The sequence below is a fragment of the Runella sp. SP2 genome (assembly GCF_003711225.1).
In the GTDB taxonomy this organism is placed as follows: domain Bacteria; phylum Bacteroidota; class Bacteroidia; order Cytophagales; family Spirosomataceae; genus Runella.
In genome coordinates, this window is sequence record NZ_CP031030.1 from 4,849,390 (window position 1) to 4,867,583 (window position 18,194).

At 46.3% G+C, this 18,194-nt stretch carries 18 protein-coding genes; 5 read left to right on the top strand and 13 right to left on the bottom strand.

From position 1 onward, the window contains the following. Positions 1 to 69: 69 nt before the first annotated feature. Complete coding sequence (gene corA, locus DTQ70_RS19425) at positions 70 to 1,014, bottom strand: magnesium/cobalt transporter CorA (protein ID WP_122932346.1); 945 nt, start codon at positions 1,012 to 1,014, stop codon at positions 70 to 72. Positions 1,015 to 1,183: 169 nt separating this feature from the next. Here corA and DTQ70_RS19430 point away from each other — a divergent pair, with 169 nt between their 5' ends. The 3 genes from DTQ70_RS19430 to DTQ70_RS19440 are packed head-to-tail and all read left to right on the top strand — an operon-like array spanning position 1,184 to position 3,500. Further along, positions 1,184 to 1,741 (top strand): RNA polymerase sigma factor, encoded by a 558-nt coding sequence (locus tag DTQ70_RS19430; protein ID WP_122932347.1) that lies wholly within the window; start codon positions 1,184 to 1,186, stop codon positions 1,739 to 1,741. A 60-nt stretch (positions 1,742 to 1,801) separates the two neighbouring features. Continuing rightward, entirely contained in the window at positions 1,802 to 2,398 is a 597-nt protein-coding gene (locus DTQ70_RS19435; RefSeq protein WP_122932348.1) for a hypothetical protein, read from the top strand. Further along, positions 2,376 to 3,500 carry a hypothetical protein gene (locus DTQ70_RS19440; RefSeq protein ID WP_229599971.1) on the top strand — a complete coding sequence of 375 codons (1,125 nt, stop codon included), beginning with the start codon at positions 2,376 to 2,378 and terminating at the stop codon, positions 3,498 to 3,500. The genes DTQ70_RS19435 and DTQ70_RS19440 overlap by 23 nt, the downstream gene beginning before the upstream one ends. A 63-nt stretch (positions 3,501 to 3,563) precedes the next feature. On the opposite strand, the gene DTQ70_RS19445 is transcribed toward DTQ70_RS19440, so the two are convergent. The 12 genes from DTQ70_RS19445 to DTQ70_RS19505 all read right to left on the bottom strand — a co-directional run bounded on the left by DTQ70_RS19445 (position 3,564) and on the right by DTQ70_RS19505 (position 14,318). Next, positions 3,564 to 3,833, bottom strand: a complete 270-nt coding sequence (locus DTQ70_RS19445; RefSeq protein WP_122932350.1) for a Txe/YoeB family addiction module toxin — start codon at positions 3,831 to 3,833, stop codon at positions 3,564 to 3,566. Further along, on the bottom strand, positions 3,830 to 4,048 hold the full coding sequence (locus DTQ70_RS19450) for a DUF2683 family protein (RefSeq protein ID WP_229599972.1): 219 nt from the start codon (positions 4,046 to 4,048) through the stop codon (positions 3,830 to 3,832). Before DTQ70_RS19450 ends, DTQ70_RS19445 begins: the two co-directional genes overlap by 4 nt. 51 nt (positions 4,049 to 4,099) lie before the next feature. Next, entirely contained in the window at positions 4,100 to 5,314 is a 1,215-nt protein-coding gene (locus tag DTQ70_RS19455; protein ID WP_122932352.1) for an MFS transporter, read from the bottom strand. Positions 5,315 to 5,318: 4 nt separating this feature from the next. After that, positions 5,319 to 6,611 (bottom strand): MFS transporter, encoded by a 1,293-nt coding sequence (locus DTQ70_RS19460; protein WP_122932353.1) that lies wholly within the window; start codon positions 6,609 to 6,611, stop codon positions 5,319 to 5,321. Positions 6,612 to 6,671: 60 nt separating this feature from the next. After that, positions 6,672 to 7,373 (bottom strand): LytTR family DNA-binding domain-containing protein, encoded by a 702-nt coding sequence (locus DTQ70_RS19465; protein WP_122932354.1) that lies wholly within the window; start codon positions 7,371 to 7,373, stop codon positions 6,672 to 6,674. Positions 7,374 to 7,620: 247 nt separating this feature from the next. Further along, positions 7,621 to 8,310 (bottom strand): LytTR family DNA-binding domain-containing protein, encoded by a 690-nt coding sequence (locus DTQ70_RS19475; RefSeq protein WP_122932356.1) that lies wholly within the window; start codon positions 8,308 to 8,310, stop codon positions 7,621 to 7,623. Next, positions 8,300 to 9,361, bottom strand: coding sequence for a sensor histidine kinase (locus DTQ70_RS19480; protein ID WP_122932357.1), 1,062 nt, complete (start codon positions 9,359 to 9,361; stop codon positions 8,300 to 8,302). Before DTQ70_RS19480 ends, DTQ70_RS19475 begins: the two co-directional genes overlap by 11 nt. 30 nt (positions 9,362 to 9,391) lie before the next feature. Continuing rightward, positions 9,392 to 10,171: an ABC transporter permease gene (locus tag DTQ70_RS19485; RefSeq protein ID WP_122932358.1), complete on the bottom strand. Its 780-nt coding sequence runs from the start codon at positions 10,169 to 10,171 to the stop codon at positions 9,392 to 9,394. A gap of 13 nt (positions 10,172 to 10,184) precedes the next feature. Next, a complete protein-coding gene (locus DTQ70_RS19490) occupies positions 10,185 to 11,090 on the bottom strand; it encodes an ATP-binding cassette domain-containing protein (protein ID WP_122932359.1) in 906 nt (301 codons plus the stop codon). A gap of 128 nt (positions 11,091 to 11,218) precedes the next feature. Next, a complete protein-coding gene (locus tag DTQ70_RS19495) occupies positions 11,219 to 11,734 on the bottom strand; it encodes a GtrA family protein (RefSeq protein ID WP_122932360.1) in 516 nt (171 codons plus the stop codon). Between the two features lie 140 nt (positions 11,735 to 11,874). Continuing rightward, positions 11,875 to 13,953 carry a M56 family metallopeptidase gene (locus tag DTQ70_RS19500; RefSeq protein WP_122932361.1) on the bottom strand — a complete coding sequence of 693 codons (2,079 nt, stop codon included), beginning with the start codon at positions 13,951 to 13,953 and terminating at the stop codon, positions 11,875 to 11,877. Then, positions 13,950 to 14,318, bottom strand: a complete 369-nt coding sequence (locus DTQ70_RS19505) for a BlaI/MecI/CopY family transcriptional regulator (RefSeq protein WP_122932362.1) — start codon at positions 14,316 to 14,318, stop codon at positions 13,950 to 13,952. Before DTQ70_RS19505 ends, DTQ70_RS19500 begins: the two co-directional genes overlap by 4 nt. A 105-nt stretch (positions 14,319 to 14,423) precedes the next feature. Between DTQ70_RS19505 and DTQ70_RS19510 the strand changes: the two genes are divergently transcribed. Together DTQ70_RS19510 and DTQ70_RS19515 are read left to right on the top strand one after the other, a co-directional pair. Next, a complete protein-coding gene (locus tag DTQ70_RS19510; RefSeq protein WP_164490119.1) occupies positions 14,424 to 16,892 on the top strand; it encodes a DUF5686 and carboxypeptidase-like regulatory domain-containing protein in 2,469 nt (822 codons plus the stop codon). A gap of 40 nt (positions 16,893 to 16,932) precedes the next feature. Further along, entirely contained in the window at positions 16,933 to 18,186 is a 1,254-nt protein-coding gene (locus tag DTQ70_RS19515) for a glutamate-5-semialdehyde dehydrogenase (RefSeq protein ID WP_122932364.1), read from the top strand. Positions 18,187 to 18,194 lie beyond the last annotated feature (8 nt).

An 18,194-nucleotide genomic window follows, 5' to 3' on the forward strand; every position in this document is an offset into this window, starting at 1 on the left:
AAGAACTATACCGATTATTGATTTTGATAGATGGCTTACCGATTTTGCTAGATAACTTCTCCTTTTTTTCTATATCCAATGTTTCCGTTTGAAGAAAAACCACATGGCGGCCATTGAAAAAATCATGAGCAATAACGAGAACCAAAATCCAAAGGGATGCGTGCTGCTTGGCAAAATGGTATAGTTCATTCCAAAAATACCCGCAATCAGCGTAGGAGGCATAAAAATGATGGTAAAGACCGTAAAAATCTTGATAATCTGGTTTTGTTCAAGATTGATAAGACCCATAAAGGTATTTTGCAAATACTCCAATCGCTCAAAATTGAAGGTACTGTATTCCAAAAGCGAGCTAATGTCTTTCAACACAATGCGTAAGCGTTCTTTTCTATCATCGGGAAAAAATTGGCTTCGTAGAATGCCCGACAAAACCCGTTGTTTATCAATAATAGTTTCGCGCAAGAGCATGGTATTTTCTTGCATCATATTGATTTTCAGCAGAATTTCTTGCTTTGCTTTTTGTTCCCGATTGAGGTCTTTGCTAATGGTACTAATGTCCCGTGAGAGTCCTTCGAGCACGTCGGCGTCGCTTTCGATGCGGGTTTCGAGCAAAAGAAGAAGAATATCAACCCCGTTTTGAAAAGTCTCTTGACTCACTTTCATTTTCCGAACCGTATCGGCAAAGGTCTTTGAGTCGCCATCACGATAGGTAAACAGCACGCCTTCCCGAATCAGGAGCGAAACGGGGTAAATCGCGTAGCCGTCCGCGTTGATTTTCAAAAAATTAGAGTTAGCATTGATGGTATCGTTTTGTTCAAAATACCGCGAACTGCTCTCAATTTCCACAATTTCTTGGGGTGTCTGGAAACTAATATCGCACTTGGTTTCGACCCATTCTTCTTCTTCTTGCGTGGGTGACTGCAAGTCTATCCACAAAATTTGCTTGATGTGTCCAATTTCGCGAACGTCGTTTTCGCGTTTGATGTGCTTTCCTTCACGATAAAAAATACGTACCATACCTCACTGCATTTGCGCCAAAGTTAGTGATTTGGTTGATGAAACCTATAAGGTTTACACTTGCAAACCTCATAGGTTTTGATGAAATTGCTTAAATACAAGATTTTTTTTTCAGCGATATGCAACATCTTTTAAATCAGATTTGTCATTACTACGAAAATACAGCCAATTGGAATCTAAACTATACATAGACAAACACGTCGAACTCGTAGAAAGATGCAGACAGGGCGAGCGCAAGGCGCAGTACGAACTCTATAAGTTGTATTCAAAGTCCATGTTCAACGTCTGTATGCGGGTGGTCAATCACATCGGAGAGGCCGAAGACGTTTTGCAGGAAGCATTTTTGGATGCTTTTTGCCACTTACATACGTTCAAAGGGCAGTCCACGTTTGGGGCGTGGCTGAAGCAGATTGTGGTCAACAAAGCCATCAATCACCTCCGACAACGTAAAATGCAACTGGTTGATATTGAGGGCTACGGCAGCGACGACCAAGACATAGCCGACGATGTTCCGTTCGACGAAGAAGGAATTCAGATGGATGTGGAAAGGGTTCGTAAGTGCATTGAGCAGCTCCCCGAAGGCTACCGTGTTGTTTTGTCGCTCTATTTGTTTGAGGGATACGACCACGAAGAAATCGGAGAAATCCTCAATATCAGCGAAACCACCTCGCGTACGCAGTACATGCGAGGAAAGAAAAAATTGTTAGAAATGTTACGCCCTCTTTGAGTTTCTTAAAAAAAGCACACCGTTTTAGAGAAAAGAGAGCCGCGATAAATACCAAAGAAGATGAAAGACAAATTGCAACGATTCGTAAGAGACAACCGAGAGGCGTTTGATACCTATGAACCTTCCGACGACCTTTGGAATCGGTTGAACCAACAACTTCCCGCCGAAGAAGCACCCAAAGTTGTGCCAGAAGTTACCCCTGCCGTGAGTACGCCTAGTCCGTTTAAACAGGCTTGGCGAAACCTCAACTGGCGCATTGCGGCCTCCATTGCTTTGGTGATGGGTCTGGGGTGGTTTGGCTACCGCATCAATCAAAATTACGGTATTACCGAAACCCCCGAAGTAGCCCTAAGCAATCCAACGTTTGCCAAACAAGTCAGTCAATACACCCAATTGATTGATACCAAACGGGATGAGCTTCGCCAAATGACCGAAAGTAACCCTAATTTGTATAAAGAATTTGCCGTAGAACTGGATCAGCTAGAGCGCTCCTACCAAAACCTGAAATCCGACCTTCCGAAGAACCCCAACCAAGAAGTGGTGATTCAGGCCATGATTCAGAACCTACAGTGGCAGATTGATTTATTAAACCAACAGCTGGACATCATCCAGCGCATTAAAAACAAGAACAACCATGCAAACGATAAAATCATGTAGTCAAGAGCTGTCGGCAATCAGCAGTTGGCAGTTAGTCATCAGCAGTCAGCGGTTAGTAAGTACCTTTTTCGCAGCTTTCTGTTTGTTTTTCGCCTTTGGAGCAACGGCCCACGAATGGGGCACCATCGAAAAGAAAAAATCGGTGATTAAGATTTACGATGCTTCGTCTAAAGACAACTTATTGCTCGACAATCAGTTTGGGCAGGTAAAAGTGAACCTTTGGGACAAAAACGAAATACGGATTGACATTCACATTGTGGCTAACTCAAGCAGCGACGACCGCGCCCAAGAATACCTCGACGGCGTGGTGATTGAGGACAAGCGCGACGGCAACCAAATCAGTGTCCGCACCATTATCAACAAATCGAACAACTCAAACAGTTGGAGTTGGAAAAATAACAACAACGAAAAGAATTTTGTGCAAATCGACTACAACGTATCAATGCCCAAAAACACGCCTTTGACGGTTAAAAATCGTTTTGGAAATACCAACATTCCTACGTTCAAAGCGCCGTTGGTAGTTGTTTCTAAATACGGCACTTTTATCGCTAACGATTTGGTAGGTAGCAAAAATGACATTGACGTGTCGTACGGTAAAGCGGAAATTCAGCAAATCGCCAACGGTAACCTCGATATTTCGTATTCGACCCTCGAACTTGAAAAAGCCGAAAATATCACGCTCAATAACAAGTTTGGCAAAATGAAAATTGGCGAAGTGGAAACCCTCGATGGCCAAATTAGCTACTCGGGTGGACGTATCGGTACGCTCAAAGGTTCGAGCAAAATTAAGCTCAGCTTCTCAGGCGGCTTCCGCATCGACCAACTGACGCAATCGGCCGACAACGTTGATATTTTGGCTAATTATTCGTCGGTGGTGATTCCGATGGAAAACAACGAATGTAATTTCGACGTCACAGTAAGCTACGGCGGCTTTAAATACCCCAACGACCGCAAAGTATCGTTCACTCAAAACGACGACGAGCGCAAAGACAACGAACACCGCGGCCCAAAAATGACCAAACAATACGTAGGCAAAATTGGCAGCGGTAAAGGCACTAGAGTCAAAATCGTCTCAAAATACGGCGAAGTAAGCCTCCGATAATTGTAAACTGTCTCAAAACAACAAACCCCCGTGCTTGGTAAGTGCGGGGGTTTGTTGTTATAATTACTCATAGTGCCCTTTGGCAGCGAGGATAATTACTACAACCTCACCGACAACTTCGTAAATGAGTCGATGTTCATGATTAATACGTCGAGACCACAATCCTGTCAAATTATGCTTTAATGGTTCAGGCTTCCCAGTTCCTGTGAATGGATGTTCTGCAATTTCTTCCAAAAGGGTTAGTAACTTTCTAAGCAATACTTTATTGCCAGACTTTTTGTGAAAGTCAATGTCAATTTGAGCTTGCTTTGTAAAATCAATACGAAAGCTCATTCGATTCCTAAAAACCCTTTAAGATTCTCTTTTTCTATGCTTACAAAGTTTCCTTCGTGATACTCCTGTCGGCTTTTCTGAATCTTCTCCACCAAGGCTGGGCTATAACTACTTTCGGATTCCTTATCAACCACTTGAACAAAACTCAAAGACTTTACCAACTGCATAAAGAAGGAATACTTACTGTCTGGGATATTGAGTGTAATCTGTTTCATAGCCATAGTTGTTACTTAATCAAAATTAGTAAAAAAGTCATTTCCCCACCCTTACTCTTCCACAAAATCCAAATTGCGGCCAAAGGTTTCATCGGTTTTATAGATGGCTAATAGGGCTAAACCATAGCACAATACTCCCAATAACGCCGCGCCGCCTAGTGCTCCAAACGAAGGTTTTAACCCTTGAAAAGCCAACGTCATCGGAATAGCCATTCCTCGCACTACGCTCGGTACCGAAGTGGTGGCCGTGGCACGGAGATTGGTGCCGTAGAGTTCGGCCACCATCATTAGGTACAGGCCAATGTAGCCCGTGCAAACTCCCGTCAAAAAGCACACTACGTAGAGCATATTGGCCGACCTAACACCTCCGAACAGGTAGATTCCGACAAAAATAACTCCAATGAAAAGCAAAAATAGAATGGCCTTCCGTCGGGATTGTAGCCAATGACTCAGCGGCCCGCTAAAAAAGTCTCCTGCGGTTAGGCCAAAATAGATAAACATTACACACTTGCCAGGCGAAATCCCTTCGTCGATGCCCAACGCTTTACCAAACTCGTTGCCGAATGTTCCCAGAATTCCCACCACAAACCAAGTCGGGACGCCAATGAGCACACAACGAAAATACTTGACCAGCCTCGGCCAACTGCTAAAAAAGTACAAATAATTACCTCGGGAAACCTTCGTTTCTTTCAGTTGCAAAAACAACCCCGACTCAAACACACTAATTCGCAAGAGCAGCAGCAACAGGCCCATGCCTCCGCCCACCATGTAGGCCGTTCGCCACGTAAACCATTCTTGGGTCAGGTACGCCGCACCCGCCCCCAAATACCCGATTCCCGCCACCAACGTCGGCCCAAGACTGCGAATCTCTTTGGGAACGATTTCGGTTACGAGGGTCATGGCCGCCCCAATTTCTCCCGACAACCCCACCCCCGCCACAAAGCGCAGCAAAGCGTACAGGTTGGGGTCTTCGACAAAACCACAGGCAATGTTGGCCAACGAATAGGTAATGATAGACCCAAACAACACCGACAAGCGGCCGCGTTTATCGCCCCAAATTCCCCATACCATTCCGCCTACCAACAAACCCGCTTGCTGACAGTTGAAGATAAACGTTCCAATTTTGGAGACTTCGGCTTCCGAATAGCCCAGTGATTGAAGGCTTGGAACGCGTACAATGCTGAAAATGAGCAAGTCATAGACATCCACAAAAAAACCAAGCGCCGACACAATGACGGGCAAGGTAAAAAGAGCACGATATTTCATCCTCTTAGATTTCTACAAAGTCAAGGTCTTTGCCGTGGGTTTCGGGAACGGTGAGCGTCGAGTAAAATCCTAAAGCATAACTCAAAATCCCTACCAACGTACCCGCTCCGATAACGCCCAATTGAGGAACGGTGAGCGAAAACCAACCAAAGACATCTAACGAGCCCGTTTTGAAACCCGCAAACAACGTGGTCATCAAAATCACCATTCCGCGTACCATGTTGGGTACGGTTGTCGCAGCCGTAGCCCGAAGGTTTGTCCCGAATTGTTCAGCACCGATGGTCACAAACATGGCCCAGTAGCCAATACCGAAGCCCATCAACAAACAAAGGGTATAAAGCATGGTCGAAGATTGTACGCCCGCAAACAAATACACAATGCTAAATACGCCCGAAAACGCCATCAGCACTGCCACAGCTTTTTTGCGCGAGTGGAAATAATGGCTAATAAATCCGCTGGCTAAGTCGCCTCCTGCCAAGCCTACGTAGCACCACATAATGGCCAACCCTGGTTTGATGGGTTCGGCAATGCCCAAGGCTTTACCAAATTCATTGCTGAAAGTTGCCAAAATACCAATCACAAACCACGTTGGAAGACCGATTCCGATACATTTCATGTAGCGTACAAAGCGTTCCCAGTTGGTAAAAAACGAAAGAAAATCGCCTTTAGCGACGTGTTTTTGGCTGGAGACTTCCGTAAACATCCCTGATTCAATGACCCCCACGCGAAGTAAGAGAAGCCCAAATCCAAGCCCACCGCCCACGAAATAAGCAATGCGCCAATCGCCAAATATCTCGACTGTAAAATAGGCCACTACCGCGCCTAAAAGGCCAATGCCCGCCACCAACGATGTTCCGATGGCACGAAGTTCTTTGGGTAAAATTTCGGACACTAGGGTGATGCCTGCGCCCAATTCTCCCGCCAATCCAATCCCCGCAATAAAGCGCAAGTATTTGTACAACTCAGTTGCTGGCAAAAACGAGGTGTCTTGGATAAATCCACAAAGTACGTTGGCAATGGAGTAAGTAATGATGGAACCAAATAACACCGAAAGGCGGCCGCGTTTGTCGCCCAATACCCCCCAAATGATTCCGCCAAGCAACAAACCTCCCATTTGCCAATTGATGATGGAAGCCCCCACCGCCGACACGTCTTGCTCACTTAAACCCAAATCTTTGAGGCTAGGTACGCGTACAATTCCAAATAATAGTAAATCATAAATATCAACGAAGTAGCCTAGTGCGGCCACAATAACAGGAAGCCCAAAAAGGGTATTTTGGTTAGAAGATTTAGGCATTGAGTGGATGTAGGTTATGGTTTTTCTGCAATAATAGCAAAAATATGCTCCTAAAACTTCTTATGCCAATTTTGCGGTGTTATAATTAGCCCCAATGGGCAATAATTGTCCTGCCACACTCACTTCATAACGGTCAAAACGCTCGACCTTACTTTTGGCCACAATGTATGACCGATGAATCCGCACAAACTGCTCGCCTGGAAGTAAGCCTTCTGCCTCGCTCATCGTCATGCGAGAAGCAATTTTTTGGGTTTTAGTAACAAAAACAACATAGTTGCCTCCCGCTTCCAAATACAAAATATCATCGAGCATCACCCGCACTTGCTCGTAGCCATTTTTTACAAAAATGCTCTCGGTGGGCGCGACCGTCACTGGGCGGACTTTGGCTTCTTCCGAGGCCAATTCGCGCATTTTTAGCGTTTCGTGGGCTTTGTTGCACGCCTTCAAAAAACGGCTCAACGCAAAGGGTTTCAACAGATAATCAACTGCATCAAAGTCGTAGCTCTGGACAGCATGTTCGGCGTAAGCAGTAGTAAAAATCACGAGCGGTGGGCTCGGAAGAGCTCGCAAAAACTCCAACCCCGAAATATCGGGCATTTTTATGTCCAAGAAAATCAAGTCCACCGATTGTTTTTGCAGAAAATCCAACGCCTCAAACGCATCCTGAAAAGTAGCTTGTAGCTCCAAATAGGGCACTTTTTGGGCAAAAACGCGCACTATGTCTAGCGCTTTGGGCTCGTCGTCGATGGCAATGGCAATCATGGGTTTTGAATTTGAGTGACTCGGTCTTCGGTCAGGTTGTGAGCAACCTGACTCACAGTGGTTGGGGTTGCTCACAACCAACAAGCATACGCACAACTTTTGTATTTCTCAGGCGTCGGTCAGGTTGTGAGCAACCTGACCGACGGTGGTTGGGGTTGCTCACAACCCCAACTTTTGACGCAAAAATCAGCTTTTTACGCGGATGTTCTAAAAATATGGGACGAACCTCCTTACAAATGGGATAAACTCAGCTTTGCCCGATGAGCGAAAAAAACGTTTGTCGGTAACTATCCGAAATCGGAATGATGGTTTCTCCCATCCGAATACGGTCTTTTTCAATCGAATCAATCTTCGCAATCGCTACCATGTACGACTTATGCACCCGACACAAAAAGCTCGGTGGCAGCTCTTGTTCAAACTCAGCGAAGGTCTGCAACGTCATGATTTTCTGGGTGGCCGTATGAATCCTTCGGTAATTGCCCATGCCTTCGATAAACAGGATTTCATCGAGCATGAGCTTTTCGAGGCGGTATTCGGTTTTGACAAAAATAAACGGTCTCGAATTTTGAGGCTCAGATTTAGGCAATAAACTTTGCGCTCGGTCAACGGCCTGAACAAAACGCTCAAAGGTGTAAGGTTTGAGTAAATAATCGGCGATTTTGAGATCAAATCCTTTGAGGGCATACTCATGGTAGGCAGTCGTCAGAATAACTTGCCCTTTCAACGACACACTTTCTAGGAGCTGAATGCCCGAAAAATCGCCCAAATGAATATCCAAAAAGACAATATCAATCGGGTTGTTTTTCAAGTAACTCAATGCCTCCAACGCGCTCTCAAACGTTGTTTTTAGGCTCAGGAAAGGGAGTTTTTGTACGTAACCTTGGGCACGTTCGAGCGCCAAAGGCTCGTCTTCGACAATAATACAGCTATGCTTCATGACGACTGATTCGTAACCTTACCCGATAATCTTCTTCAGAACTGACAATGTCTAATTGGTGGCGGTTGGGGTACAGCAAAGATAACCGTCTTTTGATAAGTTCGTTGCCCAAACCGCCGTATTCGGTCGTACTAGGCTGTAATCGACGTTTGTTAACACATTCAAATACAATGGCTTCGGGTGATACCTCCACCGAAACGTCGATGACATTGCCTTGCTTTCGCGCATCGGCGTGTTTAAAGGCATTTTCCACAAAAGGAATCAACACCATCGGCGCAATGGTGGCCTCGCCTACCGCTCCATCTACTCGAAAACGAGCAAAATCAGGATTAGATGTTCTGATTTTTTGCAGGGCTATGTATTTTTCCAAATAGCTCAACTCGCGGCTCAATTGTATTTCTTCCGATTTGGTTTCGTACAACATAAACCGCATGATGTCAGACAGTTGATTGAGGTAAGCCGATGCCTGCGAGGCATTTTTGACAATAAGTACGTCAATATTGTTGAGGGTATTGAACAAAAAATGTGGGCTAATTTGTGATTTGACCAAAGCCAGTTCCATCTCAAAATTCTTCTGCATCAATTCTTCTTTCAGTTTAATTTCGGCGTACCAGCGCATAAACCCCCGCATAATCAGCGCCACCGCTCCGTTTAGCACGGCAATAATGGTAATGACCAACAACAACGCCAACGTAGTTCTCGCCCCTTCATGAAACACCCCTGGCCCCACTTTAAACGTGTACATCACTGACATAACTACCTCACTGATAAGCCCACAGCCCGTAGCCGTGAGCAATCCTACCACAAACAACAACACGATTTTGCGACGCATCAAAAAGAGGTCGAACAGCAGAAAATAAAAACTATAAAACCCCAATAGCGCGGGCAAAATGGCAAAAGTGCTGAAGAAAACGTGAAACCGCCACTGGTAAAAAAAAGGCTGCCCTTTGATGGGCGAGCCCAATTGAAGACACACCAATATCAACGACAGCAACAAGAAGTACAGCACCCAGTACCCAAAATGCAATGAAATCACTACGCCTCGCTTCATGTGTTGTACGTCGGTTTTGAAAATATACCTTTAACTCTTGTCTTTCTTTAGGACATAAAAGAAGTAACTCAAAAGCGTAAATCCAACGAAATACCCCAATGCCCATTTGGAAAAGTCATCGACGGTCAGCGTTCCCATTTTTGCCCCGCGAAGACTGAAAAAATAATACGGACAATAACTATACGGCAGCCAATGCCCATGCTCCCACTCCAGTCCTATCAACGACGCCAGCAACAATCCGATACCCGCTCCGAGCGGCACCAAAAAATTGCGAAACTGAAGACTAACTAAGTATTGGAACCCTATAATAGGCAAACAATTTACCAAAAAATGTCCGCTTGTTTTTAGATACACTTCCCACGGAAACGCTTGTTTGGGCAGCGAAATCCCCCGCACTAAGGGCGGAAGTATGCCCGACAAATACATGCCAAGGTTAAACAACACAAAAAATTGAAAAAGCATGGTGAGCAAAACCCCTAACTTTGCCACAAAAATGGTCGTGTAGCCTTGCGGAGTTGTGTGGAGTTGCTTCCACGTATTGTTGCGGAACTCCATTTGGGTAAGTAAGCTCGTGGCCAGTACGAGTCCCATTGGCAGCATAAAAATAGCCATAAACTGCCAACTTTGCCCCAAAATCCCTTCCCAATAAGTCGGGGAAACAACCTCTTTGCGGAGTTTGTCGGGGTATAATACCCGCGCCCAAAAAAGAATAAACGGAATAAAAAAACCACCGAGAACCACTAGCCAAGCCGCCAAACTTCGCTTGGTTTTGAGCCATTCGCTCTGATAACTAGCTACAAACGTTGTCATGTTTTGAGGAAGATTAGAGGTGAGTTAAAGTCATAAAAATGCTTTCCAAATCGCTTTCGACGGTGCTGATTTCATATACATCGAGCTCATGCTGTACCAGTTCGCGGTTCAGTTGGGCAATTTCCGAACGCGCCAACAACGGCAGCACAATTTTGCCCTGCTCGTGCCTTGCGTCCAGTCCTTGGGCTATCAGCCGCTCAATGGCAGCTGCATTATTGTTGGTATCGAGCCGAATTCCTCCCGCACTCCGTTGCCGCTGCATCAATTCACCCAGCGACCCCTCAAACAGCATTTTGCCTTGGTTGATGATGCCTACCTCCGTCACCAACTTTTCAATTTCGGACAGCAAGTGACTCGAAATCAAAATCGTAATTCCGTGTTCTTTGTTGAGGCGTTTGAGCAACTCCCGCATTTCGACAATTCCGCTTGGGTCCAAACCATTGGTAGGTTCGTCAAGAATCAGCAGCGACGGGCTGTGCAGCAAAGCGGTGGCAATACCTAGTCGCTGTTTCATCCCGAGCGAAAATTGTCCTGCTTTTTTGGCACCAGTTTGCCCCAATCCCACCAACTCCAATACTTCCTGAATACGTGTTTTTGGACAAGAATAGAGTTTTTGCCAAACGCTGAGGTTTTCCGTAGCCGAGAGTTGGCTGTAAAGCGAAGGCGACTCAATCAACGAGCCAATTTTGGACAAAACAGACAGTCGGTGAGGGTCAAAATCCTCTCCGAAGACCTTAATCTGACCTTGTTGTTTTTTTAATAAGCCCAAAATGAGCTTGAGTGTAGTGGTTTTTCCCGCGCCGTTGGGGCCTAAAAACCCGTAGATGCTCCCTTCTTTCACCCGAAGGTTGACCCGATTAAGCTCTTGCCCCTGCTTGGAGTACTGGTACGACAATTCGCTGGTTTCGATACAATACATGGCTGTTGATAGATAAACGTTTTGAATTTCGATGTCAAAAATCGAAGTTCAAGTGCTTTCCATCAATTCTATTACGTGAATCAGCCCAATTTGTACGTGAATGGGGGAAACAGTTGGGTCAGTGCGGCTTAGTTTCTGCCTAAATTCAATGCAGCCTTGGCGCGGTCGTAGAAACCTGTACTGCGAAAAGTAAAGGTTTTGTGCAAAATGAAGTTGCTCACAAAGCTAAAGCCCATTCCTACCAAGGTAGAAGTAGCTTCGGTCACGTTGATTTCTCTTGACTTAGCAGGTATAAAATCAAACGGGATTTGGTAAATAAAATCTGTGGGACTTGATGCGTGGAAAAGCTCCAACGATAAAGCTGACAAACCAACGGTTATTCCAAAGGACAAACATGCTACGATGCCAAATTTGACCATTTCACGGCGGGTTTGGTTGGTGTTTCGGGCGTCAAAAGCAAAAAGTTTTGTTAATACAAACCCGACAAAAAACGATACGATATAACCCAACGAAACCGAAGTGTAAAAATCGACGTAATTACGGAAAAAACTCCCAGAAGCAAGCTGAACAACGGCCCCAGTACCTGCAATCAAAAAATATACGACGAGGTCTTTTATGTTAAATAGAGTAGTTTTCTTCTTCACAAGTGTGCGTAGTAAGTGAGCAAAATAAACGCATTTTTAACAGCCTCCCAAAAATAAACTAGGGTTTTTATCAAATATCCTCTTACAAAGAAAGCGCTCGGCAACAAACCGAGCGCTTTCAAGGGTGTTTTTAAGGCCAATTACTTCTTCTTTTTGGCGGGTGGTGGTGGCGGAGGTGGCGTTCCTACCGCTTTGGGAGCTGCCACAGCTTTCACCGCAGATGCTGGCGTACGAACTGCCCGTGGAGCGCGAGGAGTGCGGGCCGCTTTCGCTCGAAACTCAACTGGCGGTGGAGGCGGAGGTGGGAATAAATTATTCAACTCATCTGAGTACCGTTCCATTTCCTGCGAAAACTTCTCGTTTACGGCCTCCAGCTTACGTTGTTGTTCTTCCAATTCCTCGATGGGCTTGCGGGCGGCCTTTTCTTGCTCCGACAATTCGGCCATCTGCTTGTTGAACTGTTGCATCTGGCTTTCAAATTGTTTCACCTGCTCTTCGTACTGCGCCAATGCCTTTTCAATCTGGTCGTCTGACAGCTTTTTGGCCGCATTTTCTTGGTGAAGCAACTGACTACGTTTGTCCAAAATTTGGCTACGTTCGTTGGAAGCTTTGTTCTTTTTCCATTCGAGCACTTCTCGCTTACGCTCCACCTCATTCACCTGAAACTCGTACTGCTCCATCTTTAGGCGCAATTCGTTCATTTTCTGCATCTGAGGCTCCATCAATCGGTGAAGGCTGTCGATTTGGCGGTGGTAATACGCCATTTTTGCCTCGTCTATTTTGGCTTCAAATGCACTACCTACCTCTACCCATTTTCCATTGACTAGAATGGAATCTGCTATTTCAACTTCTGCCAATGCTTCAATAGGCTCAATCACATCTTCTACTGCTTCCATAATCTCTATGTTGTCCAGCGCAATGTTGCCCAAAGCAGATAAACCCGTTGACAATCCATCTTCAACCTCCGTAATGCGAGATAATATAGCCTTAAAATCAGCCTGTTTAATATCGCTGAGCGCTACCGTTCCCTCTGCCAATTGTTCTTTTAGGCGTTGTAGCTCTGCCACTTGCTTTGACGACAAAAACCGATTTTTCCATTTTACTTTGGTCAGTTTTCCTTGCTCATCCATTACAAATTGCATGTCTTTTAAGGTGTGGCTGGTATTCCTAAGTTTAGCGTCTTTTTTGGGTTTATCCTGTGGCTGAAAAGCATACACAGAAACGCCTACTACCAAGAGTAAAACCAACAATAAACCGCTCGCGTTTAACCGTTGCTGCGGCTTTTCAGTCACGCCCAATACTCTTTTGACGCGGTGCAGCATCGCTCCTTTTTTGTTGGCAAACGCCATTGCTAACGCGGGGGTGGAACGGTAAGCGGCGACTTCGGCCAAGGCTTTGGCCATAGCCATCTTGTCGCCACAAACGGCTACGGCAATATCGTCGCAGCAGTGTTCTCGCTCTTGACGTACGCGCCCCGACAACCACCACAAGGCTGGATGAAAGAAATACACCACTTCTACCAACGATTGGAGTAAGTTCACCAAATAATCGTAACGCTTCACGTGGGCTAGTTCGTGGGCCAAAACTGCCTCAATTTGTTTGGGGCTCAAACCCGTAACCAAACCAACGGGCAAAAGCACGACGGGTTTTACAAATCCAATCACCATAGGCGTAGTTACGCGCACCGACTCAAACAAATGTACGTTTTGACGAATACGCAGCGTACCCAACACCCGACGAAACAACGACTGTACGCTAGGTTCGGTCAGTTGAATGCCTTCGGCTTTGAGTTGTTGCACATATACCCAACTGCCCACCAAACGCACCAATAGTACCGAAGCACCAATGCCCCAAAATAGCACGATGGTGTCCAAATGAAGTTGGAGAAACAAAAGCACTTCTTTGTACCAGGGCAAGGCCACTTTGGCATAGGTCATACCCGAGGCCCAGTAACGTTGCGTTTGAAGCGTTGTCAATGAAGACGTAGCAACGGCGCTTACTGGCTGATAATAAAGCACAAAGGTCACTACCGAAGCAAGCACTTGGGCGACCAAGCCGCTGATACCTACCCAGTACCGCGCAACGCTTGAGCGTTTACGCAACGCAAACAGTGCAACTGCGGCAAAGAGTACTACCACTCCCCCTTGCCAAAGAGAGTGAAGCAATGTCCATCCCAAAGCCGAGGTGATGGGTTCGGAGAAAAAAGTCGTCGTTTTCATGGCTGTTGTTCGATTTGGTCTAAGAGTTTACGAATTTCATCCAGTTCAGCAGGGGTGGTTTTGTGCGAACCAAGGGCTTGCATGACCAGCTTGCTGGCCGACCCCCGAAAGGCCGTACCCACAAATCGCTCAAGCAGCGTGGCTTGGGTTTCTTCTTCGCTCACGTTGGCTTCATATACGTGCGAACGGGCATCTTCCATCCGCGTCAGTAGCCCTTTTTCGTACATGATTTGCATTAGTTTTAGGGTGGTGGTGTAACCCACGTCGCGGTTTTCGGTCAAACGCTCATTGACCTGCCGCACAGTACAAGGGCCTTCTTGCCAAAGCACTTGTAAGATTTCAAGTTCGGAGTCTGTTGGTTTCATGGTCTAAGTACGAATAATTTCGTAGCAAACATATACGAAGCGTTTCGTATTACCAAATTTTTTATACGAAATATTTCGTAGGACGTGATTAAAATCTATTTCCCCTTGAAACGTTTAGTAGAAAATCTTCTTTTGGCCATGATAAAACAGCTGTTACTTTTTTTCTTTGTATGCCAAATTGTAATTGCTCAAGAAATCCGAATCAAAGGCATTGTCATTGACGCCAAAGACAATACTCCCCTCCCTCTGGCCAGTGTACGCCTCAAAGGCCAAACCTCAGGTGCCCTCACCGACATGGAAGGTCGGTTTTTGCTACGACTCAAATCGCCTTCCGATACCTTGCTAGTGAGCATGATTGGCTATGAAACGCTTCAAATTGCTCCCAAAGGCACAAATCTTACCATCAAACTCCGTCAAAAAGTCAATGAGTTGGCCGAAGTTCGTGTGCGTCCTGGGGAAAATCCTGCGTGGGCCATTATCCGAAAAGCATTAGCCAATCGCCCCCAAAACGACCCCAATCAACTTGATACCTACAAAGCAAGTGCTTACACCAAAATCTTGGTCGTGGTCGATAGCGTCAATCGAGTATTGAAAGATTCGACCAAGAAGGTTATTGGTTCTAAAAAAATAACGGCGCCCATCTACATCGTAGAAAATATCAGCGAACTGATTCACAAAAAACCTAATAAAAACAAGGAGACGGTCGTGGCATCGGTCAATAACATCGCGCAGGTGTACAGTCAGATGCTCAACTACCTTCCGCTCGATTTGCACAAAATTGATTTCTATTCCGAACTCTACAACTTTCCCCTCCTCAAGCGGTTTTATGTCAATCCGCTCAATTCCAAAACATTCTCCCAATACGATTTTACACTTGAAGACACCCTCTCTCACGAACGGGACAGTACGTTCATCATTAGTTTTCGCCCCTACCCCAAAACCAATTTTGATGCTTTAAAAGGCGTGATGCACATCAACACCGACGGCTATGCCCTTGAATACATCAACGTCGCGCCCGTTGATACCTTGCAAAATTTTGGCTTTCGAATCCAACAACGCTACCAACGGATTTCGGGACGTTGGTTTCCACAAACCGCTACCACGCGGCTTTTGGCAGGGTATTCGTCCAGCGGGTACACAGGGGCTTTTCAGGTGAAGTTTACGACGCAACTCCACGACGTAGCACTGAACATTCCGCTTGATGACCAACTGTTTGACGAAGTCCAACGCGCCATGCGTCCTTCCGCTACGCGCCATACGTACGAGACGTTTAAAGCCCTCCGCCCCGATACGCTGGCCGATTGGGAACGGAAAATGTACTTTAATTTCAAAAAACCCAATGGACTAGCAAGCCGCCTCGACTCTACGTATGGGCATATTTTAGGCAGCCTTCTGTCCAATGTCTTCGAAATAGGCCCTATTGAGTTTCAGCCCAGTGATTTATTGATGGGTAATTCGGCGGAGTTTTTACGACTTGGGGTAGGCCTTCAAAATAACCAAGGCAACCGCCCGAGGTTTCGGCTATACGGATATGCTGGCTACGGATTGAAAGACCACCGTTGGAAATACAAAGCATTAGCTAGTTGGCACATCACCCGCGACCGTTACAACCGACTTAGCGTGTATCACCAACGCGACCTTGTCCAACCAGGTACCACCGAGTTTTTAGGGCCCAATTACCTCATCGACCCCAAACCGTCGCTCCCTTTTTTCTCCCAAAAAGACTCCATTCCTTTTCAGGCCGACTACTACCAGCGGTACGGTGTATCGCTGCATTTTAAGCCTTTCCCGTGGAATTGGTTTCGGTTAGACCTCCATCACGAACAGCGGACACCCAGTTATCGGTATTTTTATCAGGACAACAACACTTTTGAAATCACCGAACTTACCCTCGACTGGCGTTTTGCTTTTCGGGAAGCCGTCTATCGCACGGGTCGCATGGAGTCGGTGGTGAATCGTTATTTTCCCATTATCAACGTTCAGGTTTCTAAAGGGCTGCCCGCCTTGGGAAGTCAGTTTGACTATTGGCGATTGGCGATGCAGCTTTATTTTCAATTCAGAACTAAACGCCTTGGGTTTAGTAACGTAAAACTGGCGGGTGGCTACACCAGTGGTAATTTACCTTATCCTTACTTGTTTGGGTCGCTGGGAAGTACGGGACTGGTCAATATTTCGGGACTCAATGCGTCGAGTTTTCCACTGGCTACTTTCCGTACCTTGCCTTCGTATGCGTTTATTGCTGACCGATACGCGGCCTTGTATTACAGCCACGATTTTAGCCGCACTTTGCTTCGCCTCAAAAATAAATACAGCCAACCTCGGTTATTGGTCTATAACAATGTATTGGTCGGGGGCTTACGAACGCCCGAAAAACATTCGTTTTCGTGGAACTACCAATCCAATCCTTTCCACGCCGAAGCAGGCTTAGAAGTGCGAGACCTTTTGCGAATTCCGATTCGAAGCATTTTTCTGGGTACGGGCATGGGAGTTGCTTATCAATACGCACCTGCGCCCACAGGACTTTGGCAAAACAACGCAAAAGCGTACTGGTTGGGCATAAATTTGAGCCGATAACCCCTCAAAGTTGCTATCTTTGCGGCTCAATTTATTCATTATGACAACTACCATCGTACCCCAACTTCAAGCCACGCAACAAGCCGCTGCGCAAGTGCGTCGCTTGACTAGCGAGCAAAAAACGGCCTTGCTCAATCGCCTCGCCGATTTGCTGCTAGCGCACCAAGCGCTGATTATGGCCGAAAACCAGAAAGACATGGAGCGAATGCCCGATGGCGACCCTAAAAAAGACCGTTTGTTTTTGAACGAAAAGCGGATTCAGGGATTAGCCGACAGCCTTCGCGACGTAGCGCTGTTGCCCGACCCGTCGGGGCAGGTGTTGTTGGAACGAGAGATTGAACAAGGGCTTAAATTGAAAAAAATTGCGGTTCCCCTTGGCGTCGTTGGCGCCATCTACGAATCACGCCCCAACGTGACGGTGGACGTGGCCTCGTTGTGTTTGCGTTCGGGCAATGCCTGTGTATTGAAGGGCGGCAAAGAAGCCGATTTTTCTAACCGCTGTTTGGTAGGGTTGATTCACCAAGCGCTGCAAGAAGCAGGAGTGGACACCAACGCCGTGATGCTGCTTCCTACCGACCGTCAGTTTGTGACCGAATTGCTCACCGCCACTCGCTATGTCGATATTATCATTCCACGCGGTTCGGAGTCGTTGATTCAGTTTGTACGGAAAAATTCACTCATCCCAACCATTGAAACAGGAGCAGGAGTTTGTCATGGCTACATTGAGGCTACCGCCGATTTGGCCAAAGCCCGTGACATTGTGGTGAATGCGCGCGTTTCGCGGCCGTCGGTCTGCAACTCCATGGACTGCGTGATTGTTGACCGTGCCATTGCGGCCGAGTTTTTACCCATGCTCAATGACGATTTTATCAAGTGGAACGTAGAAGTATATGCCGATGAAGCATCGTATCCAATTTTTGAAGGCATCTCTTACCCAAAACTTCAACACGCTCAACCCCAAGATTTTGGGCGTGAGTTTTTGGATTATAAACTAGCCGTAAAAGTAGTTGACGGCCTCGACGAAGCACTTTCGCACATTCAAAATTATTCGTCGCGCCACTCCGAAGCTATTGTTTCCCAAAACCAATCCCTCATTGACCGTTTCTTGGCCGAAGTAGATGCGGCGGCGGTGTATGCCAATACTTCCACGCGTTTTACCGACGGAGGGGTGTTTGGACTTGGCGCTGAAATCGGCATTTCTACCCAAAAACTCCACGCCCGTGGCCCCTTTGCCCTCGAAAAACTCGTGACGGAGAAGTGGGTAGTGGTGGGTGATGGGCAAGTTCGTTGGTAAATTTAGTA